This window comes from uncultured Stenotrophomonas sp., assembly GCF_963519925.1.
Lineage (GTDB): Bacteria > Pseudomonadota > Gammaproteobacteria > Xanthomonadales > Xanthomonadaceae > Stenotrophomonas > Stenotrophomonas maltophilia_AE.
On record NZ_CAUQPH010000157.1, the window covers coordinates 1 to 7,528 of the forward strand.

The following is a 7,528-nucleotide window of genomic DNA, read 5'->3' on the forward strand; positions in this document are numbered from 1 at the left end:
CCCTCCTCGTGTTCCCACACGCAGGGCGCATCCGCGGCGCCGGCATCCACCGGCGCCCCGACCACGGCAGTACGCAGCAGCGGCACCTGCCGGCGCGACCCCAACGCGGACAGCGCCTCGCGGCGCTGCGCGGGCGTGGCGTTGGGAATCTCCAGCGCGTCCAGGATCGCGCCGAGTACCGCGTCGTCCACGCGTTGCGGACGCCCGGCGATATCCACCCAGTCCACGGTCAGGCCGACCGCCTCCGCCAATGCGTCCAATCCCGGTTGCGCGCTCATGGTGCAGCCACCACGACGGCGTACAGGCTGTCGGGCGCCAGTCCGTCGTCATCGGCCGGCGGGCCAAGCCGGAATACTTCGCGGCCGGCCGGCAACAGCACCGGCACGGTGGCATCACTGGCGTTGAAGGCGATCCACCACTGCGCACCGGGCAGCTGCCAGCCGGCGCGCAGCACGCCCGGCGCCAGCACCTCGGCACCCAGCGACTGCGCGCTGGCGACTGGGGCCAGCCAGGCCGCACGCACCGCGAGCAGGTCCCGGAACCAGGTCAGCCAGGCCGCGGCATCGGGATCGTCCTCCGCCGGCCAGGGCGCGCGGGACAGGGCCAGCGTGGTCGGCGCATTCGGATCCGGAATCAGCTCGCGACGGTGCTCGTCCTTGAAGCTGCTGAAGTGCGCGAACTCGTCGCGCCGGCCCTGGCGCACCTGCTCGTCCAGCGGCGCGCGATGGTCGGTGAAATACAGGAACGGTGACCGCGCGCCCCACGGCTCGCCCATGAAGAACATCGGAATCATCGGCGTCAAGGCGGTCAATGCCATCGCCAGCGCGGTCCGCTGCGGCCCTACCAGCTGCAGCAGGCGCTCGCCCTGCGCACGGTTGCCGGTCTGGTCGTGGTTCTGGCAGAACACCACGAACTGCTGCGGCGGAATGCCTGCGCTGGGTTCGCCGCGTGCCCACCCGCTGCCGGTAGTCTCGCCCTGCCAGGCGAATCCCTCGGCCAGCACCCGGCGCAGGCGGCCGGAGGGATCGTCGGCGTAGTCGCCGTAGTAGCCTTCCTGCTCCCCGGTGAGCAGCACGTGCAATGCGTTGTGGAAGTCGTCATTCCACTGCGCGGTGAACCCGCTGGCCAGCAACGCCGACTGGTTGTTTTCGTTTTCCAGCACCAGGAACACTTCCCGGCCGGGCAGCGCCGCCCGAACCTCGTCCCGCAGCAGGTTCAGGAACGCCAGCGGATGGATGGCGTGCACCGCATCCAGGCGCACGCCATCGAACAGGTAATCGCGCATCCACATCACCGCGTTGTCGATGAAGTAGCGCTGCACCTCGGGGCGGCGGAAATCGACCGCATTGCCCCACGGCGTACACAGGTCATTGCGGAAGAACGCCGGCGCAAGGGTCGGCAGCGGATTGCCGTCCGGCCCGAAATGGTTGTAGACCACGTCCAGCAACACCATCATCCCCAGGCCATGCGCGGCATCGACCAGTGCCTTGAGCTCGTCAGGCGTGCCGTAGGCGGGCGCAGGCGCGTACTGCAGCACGCCGTCGTAGCCCCAGTTGCGGTCACCCGGAAAGGTGGCCACCGGCATCAGTTCGATCGCGGTGAACCCCAGGTCGGCCAGTTGCGGCAGCTGTTCGCGCACGGCGTTGAACGACCCACCGGCGGCGCCCACGTGCACCTCGTAGATCACCGCCTGGTGCCACGGCCGGCCGGACCGGTCCGGATGCTGCCAGTCGAAGTCGTCGGCCACCAGCGCGCTGGGCCCGAACAGGCCTTCAGGCTGTTGGCGCGAGGCCGGATCGGGCACCGCGTCGCCGCCATCGATGCGGTAGCGGTAGCGCATGCCCGGCGCACCCGGCGCGGTCAGCGCGAACCAGCCATCCTCGCTGCCGTGCATGGGCAGCACCTGGTCCTCCAGCAGCAGATCCACCGACGTGGCCGCCGGTGCCCACAGCGCGAAACGCCAGCAACCATCGGCATCCTGCCAGGCTCCCCACCGCACCTGCGCTGCACTCATTCCCTGGCCTGCAGGTAAAGCACCGACAACGGAGGCAGGGTCAGCGGCAGCGACTGCGCGTGGCCGTGCATCGACTGGTCAATGGTGGCGACGCGACCGGCATTGCCCAGGTTGCTGCCACCATAGAACGCGCTGTCGGTGTTGAGGATCTCCACCCAGTCACCGGCCGACGGCACGCCCAGCAGGTAGCCATGCCGCGCCACCGGGGTGAAGTTGCAGACCACCAGCGTGGCCCGGCCTTCGCCGTGCGGCGGGTGCCGCACGAACGCGAGCACGCTGTTCTGGTGGTCATCGCTGACGCTCCATTCGAATCCGGCATCGTCATCGTTGGCCAGGCGCAGGCTCGGTTCCTGCTGCAGCAGGCGGTTGAGGTCGCCGACCAGCCGGGCGATGCCGGCATGTTCGGAATGCGCCGCGCTGTCCCAGTCCAGGGCAGCGTCATGGTTCCATTCCGCCGGCTGGGCGAACTCGCCGCCCATGAACAGCAGTTTGCTGCCCGGGTGCGCCCACATGAATCCATAGCAGGCCCGCAGGTTGGCGAACTGCTGGGCACGGTCGCCGGGCATCTTCGCCAGCAGCGAGCCTTTGCCATGCACCACTTCGTCGTGCGACAGCGGCAGGATGAATCGCTCGCTGAAGGCGTAGATGGCGCTGAAGGTCATTTCGCCGTGGTGGTGGCCACGGTGGATCGGATCGCGGCGCAGATACGCGAGGGTGTCGTGCATCCAGCCCATGTTCCATTTGTGGGTGAAGCCCAGGCCGTTCGCGGTGGCCGGCGCGGTGACGCCCGGCCACGCGGTGGATTCCTCGGCCATGACCAGCACCTCCGGGAAGCGCGTCCGGATCGCCTCATTCAACTGGCGCAGGAAGGCGACCGCCTCCAGGTTTTCGCGCCCGCCGTTGACGTTCGGCAGCCATTCGCCTTCGGCGCGGCTGTAATCGCGGTAGAGCATCGAAGCCACCGCATCCACGCGCAGTCCATCGATGTGGAAGCGTTCGATCCACTCCAGCGCGCTGCCGATCAGGAACGCGGCCACTTCGGTGCGCCCGTAGTTGTAGATCAGCGTGTTCCAGTCCGGATGCAGGCCCAGGCGCGGGTCTTCGTGCTCGTACAGCGCGGTACCGTCGAAACGCTGCATGCCATGCGCGTCGCTCGGGAAATGCGCCCCCACCCAATCGACGATCACCCCCAAGCCCGCCATGTGGCAACGGTCGACGAACGCCGCGAAGTCTTCCGGCCCGCCGTGGCGGGCGGTCGGCGCGAACAGGCCCAGGGGCTGGTAGCCCCAGGACCCGCCGAAGGGATGCTCGCTGACCGGCAGCAGCTCGATATGGGTGAAGCCCAGGGCTTTCACGTAGGGGATCAGCGAATCGCCGAGTGCCGACCAGCCCAGCGGCTGGCCGTTCGCATCGCGCCGCCAGGACGCCGCGTGGACTTCATACACCGAAATGGCCTGGCCCTCGGCCACGCCGCGTGCGGCCATCCACGCGCCATCCTGCCAGGCGTGCGTCGCCGGACCCGCAACGCGCGAGGCGGTATCGGGCGGCAGCTCGCAGGCACGCGCCATCGGGTCGGCCTTGAGCGCCACCGAACTTCCGTCGGCCGCGGTGACCGCGAACTTGTACCGTGCACCGGCCGCCACGCGCGGCACGAACCCTTCCCATACGCCCGCTTCGGGATGCAGGCGCAGCGGATGCCGCTCCGCATCCCAGCCGTTGAAATCACCTACCACCGCCACACGGCTGGCATTAGGGGCCCACACCGCAAAGCGCACGCCGCCGCTGTCGGTAGCCACCGCGCCCAGCAGCCGGCGGGCGGCGTCCGGGTCGCCGCTGCGCAGTGCTTCAAGCTGCGCCGGGGTCAGCGCAGTGTCCCCCGTACTGCTGGGTGATTCGGTCGGTTCGGATGCGAAGCTGGCGTCGCGCGCAACGAAGGCGTGCTCGGTCATGCCTGCAGCTCCTGCACGCGTGCATCCAGCACGCGCTCATACAGCCTCAGGTACTCCGTGCCGGCCAGGTCCCAGCTGCTCGGGCGCAGCATGGCTGCGCGGCGCATGGCCGAGAGCAGGCCCGGGATGCGGTAGGTGCGGAACGCGCGCTGCACGCAGCGACGCAGCGAGTCGGCGTCGGCCGAGTTGAACAGCAGGCCGGTCACGCCGTCCTCCACCGTGTCGATCAAGCCGCCGGTGGCGTGCGCGATCGGCAGGCAGCCGAACCGCTGCGCATACATCTGGCTCAGCCCGCACGGCTCGAAGCGCGAAGGCATCAGCAGGAAATCAGCCCCGGCGAACATCTTGCGGGCCAGGCCTTCGTCGAAGCCGGGGTACACGCCCACGCAGGAGGGAAACCGCCGCGACAGCGCGGCCACTTCCGCTTCGATGCGCGGTTCACCGCCACCGATGATGGCCAGCTGGCCGCCGGCGGCGGCGATCTGGTGCGCCACCGCGCAGCTCAGGTCCAGGCCCTTCTGGTGGACGAGTCGCGAGACCACCGCGAACAGCGGCCCATCGCTGTGCGGCAGCCCCAGCGCACGCTGCACGCGCCGCTTGTTGGCGACCCGGCCTTCCCAGCGGTGCAGGTCGAAGTGCTCGCTCAGGTGCAGGTCGGTGCGCGGGTCCCAGCTGCTGTCGATGCCGTTGACGATGCCGCTCAAGCGACCGCTCGCCGCGTGCCCGGACAGCAGCGCGTCCAGCCCGCAGCCCTGTTCCGGGCCCGTGATCTGGCGCGCGTAGCTCACGCTGACCGTGTTCACGTGGTCGGCATGCACGATGCCCGCCTGCAGGAACGACAGCCGGCCATGGAAGGTGATGCTCTCGGCCTGCTCCGGCGAAACACCCAGCACGGCAGCGTCTTCAAGCGGGAACAACCCCTGGTAGGCCAGGTTGTGGACGGTCAACAGCGCGGGCACGTCCGAGCCGTACCAGCGCAGATAGGCCGCGGCCAGTGCGCACGGCCAATCATTCAGGTGCAGCAGTTCCGGCTGCCATTCCATGCCGGCATTGCCGCAGGCGATCACCGCCGCGGCGCGCGAGAGCGCGGCAAAGCGCACCGCGTTGTCGCTCCAGTCCTGCCCGCTGCCGTCCACATACGGACTACCACCACGCTGGAACAGCCCCGGGCACACCAGCACCAGTACCGGCAGGCCGCCCGCAACCGTCTCACCGATGTCGCACGCGGGAATCCCGGCCCGTGCCGGCACGCGGCCGACCAGGCGCAGATCCGGTGCACCGGCGATGACTTCGTCGTAGCCCGGAATCAGCACCCGCACGTCGGACCGGGTGCGCAGTGCACGTGGCAGCGCCGCGGCGACATCGCCCAACCCGCCGGCCTTGACGTAGTCCGCCATCTCGGAGGTGACGAACAGGACGCGTCGGCCTGGATCGACACGACCGAGCGGCGGCGGCGAGGTGGTCTCGACGGCGCGCAGCCGGGGTGTGCGGCGAACGCGTGCACCGCCTTCGTCGCCAGCGGGAACGGGCAAAGCCACGGGAACAGCGATCTGACGCACATGCGACATGGGGGGAATCTCGAAGGTGGTACCGCGGTGGGGGTGCCATCGGCATTGCGCCAAGGGCGGGGGTTTGTGCGGCGCCGGAATCGTCGCGCGCGAACCTTGGATCGAATCTACCTGTGTGCGGAATAAACAACGCGTGAACTCGATGCGACAAGTCCGTGACCCGGCTTCGCGTCGCACACGCATTGCGCCTGAAATGCCGCGTTTAGTGAGTGATATCGATACTCGAGCGCTATAAGCAGATGCTTTCCGACCATGAGCGTCGTGCACCCACGCGCGCACCTGAACCCTTCATCCCCGCCCGCGCCGCTGTCACGGGTTCGTCGCATCTACTGCGGAACGAGCGCTTCGATCCAGGTCGGCGCGTGGTCGCTCGCCTTCTCCAGTCCACGCACCCAGCGGTCGACGCCGGCGTCTTTCAGGCCATCGGCAAGGACCGGGTTGAGCAGCAGATGGTCGATGCGCAGGCCGCGGTCGCGCTGGTAGTGTTGCCGGAAGTAATCCCAGAACGTGTAGATCCGGGCGTCGCCGTGGACCCGACGCAGGCTGTCGGTCCAGCCCTGCGCCAGCAGGTCGGCGTAGGCCTGCCGCACTTCCGGCTGCAGCAGCGCATCGCGCCGCCACGAGGTGGGGTCGTAGATGTCGTCGTCGGTGGGAACCACGTTGAAGTCGCCGATGAGCGCTACCGGATGCGGCAGGCCCACCAGCCCGGCAGCGTGGCGATGCAGGCGCTGCACCCACTTCAGTTTGTAATCGAACTTCGGTCCAGGCTGGGGATTGCCGTTGGGCAGGTACAGGCCGCCGACCAGTACGCCATGTGCGGCCGCTTCGAGATAGCGGCTCTGGTCATCCGTACGGTCGCCGGGAAGCCCGCGTCGACTTTCGATCGGATCCTGGCCGCGTGCCAGCAGCGCCACCCCGTTCCAGGCCCGTTGTCCCTGCCACAGGCAGCCGTAGCCGGCGTCGCGGATGGCAGCCTCCGGGAAAGCGTCCTGGCTGGCTTTGAGTTCCTGCAACGCAACGATGTCCGGCGCCTCGCGCTCCAGCCAGGTGAGCAGGTGCGGCAGCCGCGACTGGATGCCGTTGACGTTGAACGTAGCGATCCTCAGCCGTTTGCGGCGTGCCATGGCCCTGCTCCCCGATCCTCGCCTGCCCGATTCAGCGCACTGTAGACCGCTGCGTCGCAGGCGCGCGTCAAGGCCGCGCTCACGCGTTCCTCTCGCCGGGCATCACGCGAACAGCACCGCGAATAACATCGCGCGGTGCACGATGGGGCTTCAACTCACGCGCAGGACCTGCACCATGGCGATCAAAACGATGGAAGACCTCTTCATCCACGAACTTTCCGACATCTACAGCGCGGAGAAGCAGTTGACCAAGGCCCTGCCCCGCCTGGCCCGTGCCGCCAGCAACCCTGAGCTGGTAACCGCCTTTGAAACCCACCTCGAGGAAACCCTGGGCCAGGTCGAGCGCATCGACCAGGTCGTGGAGGTGCTGGGGATCAAACTGAAGCGCATCAAGTGTGCGGCGATGGAAGGCCTGGTCGAGGAAGGCAAGGAAGTGATCGAGGAAGTGGAAAAGGGTCCGGTCCGCGATGCCGCCCTGATCGGCGGCGCGCAGAAGGTGGAGCACTACGAGATCGCGTCGTACGGCACCATCGCCGCGCTGGCCAAGCAGCTCGGCTACAAGGATGCGCTGCCGCTGCTGCTGGCGACGCTGCAGGAAGAGAAGGCCACCGATGAGAAGCTCACGCTGATCGCCAAGGCCAGCAGTGGCGCGCAGGCGGCCAAGGCAGCCTGAGCTCCGGGCGGGCGCTATCGCCCGCCCTCCGTCCAGACGAACGGCGGCACTTCGGTGCCGCCGTTTTTCGTTGCAGATCGGCGGTAACCAGACGCCTGCGGGGATGCCGCAGGCGCCTGCCGTCGAACGCGTTACTGGCCGGCTGCTGCCGGCGCAGGCGTTGCCGCGGGAGCCGCCGGCGTCGCCGGAGGCGTCGGCGC

General features: G+C 68.6%; 4 protein-coding genes and 2 pseudogenes. 1 reads left to right on the top strand and 5 read right to left on the bottom strand.

The features are described from left to right. The 5 genes and pseudogenes from RWO33_RS17840 to xth all read right to left on the bottom strand — a co-directional run. Positions 1-278, bottom strand: a pseudogene (locus RWO33_RS17840) (4-alpha-glucanotransferase); the annotation flags it as partial. Then, on the bottom strand, positions 275-2,014 hold the full coding sequence (treZ, locus tag RWO33_RS17845) for a malto-oligosyltrehalose trehalohydrolase (RefSeq protein WP_314106529.1): 1,740 nt from the start codon (positions 2,012-2,014) through the stop codon (positions 275-277). The pseudogene RWO33_RS17840 and the gene treZ, both read right to left, overlap by 4 nt. Then, positions 2,011-3,870, bottom strand: a pseudogene (gene glgB / locus RWO33_RS17850) (1,4-alpha-glucan branching protein GlgB); the annotation flags it as partial. The pseudogene glgB and the gene treZ, both read right to left, overlap by 4 nt. Positions 3,871-3,959: 89 nt before the next feature. After that, complete coding sequence (glgA, locus tag RWO33_RS17855; RefSeq protein ID WP_313955403.1) at positions 3,960-5,378, bottom strand: glycogen synthase GlgA; 1,419 nt, start codon at positions 5,376-5,378, stop codon at positions 3,960-3,962. 479 nt (positions 5,379-5,857) lie between these two features. After that, positions 5,858-6,655, bottom strand: coding sequence for an exodeoxyribonuclease III (gene xth, locus RWO33_RS17860; protein WP_314106530.1), 798 nt, complete (start codon positions 6,653-6,655; stop codon positions 5,858-5,860). Positions 6,656-6,830: 175 nt separating this feature from the next. On the opposite strand from xth, the gene RWO33_RS17865 reads away from it, so the two are divergent. Beyond that, a complete protein-coding gene (locus tag RWO33_RS17865; RefSeq protein ID WP_314106532.1) occupies positions 6,831-7,328 on the top strand; it encodes a ferritin-like domain-containing protein in 498 nt (165 codons plus the stop codon). Positions 7,329-7,528 lie beyond the last annotated feature (200 nt).

Excerpts from the sequence above, each read along its gene's own strand:
- treZ (WP_314106529.1), bottom strand. The coding sequence starts at position 2,014 with ATGAGTGCAGCGCAGGTGCGGTGGGGAGCCTGGCAGGATGCCGATGGT.
- xth (WP_314106530.1), bottom strand. The coding sequence starts at position 6,655 with ATGGCACGCCGCAAACGGCTGAGGATCGCTACGTTCAACGTCAACGGC.
- RWO33_RS17865 (WP_314106532.1), top strand. The coding sequence starts at position 6,831 with ATGGCGATCAAAACGATGGAAGACCTCTTCATCCACGAACTTTCCGAC.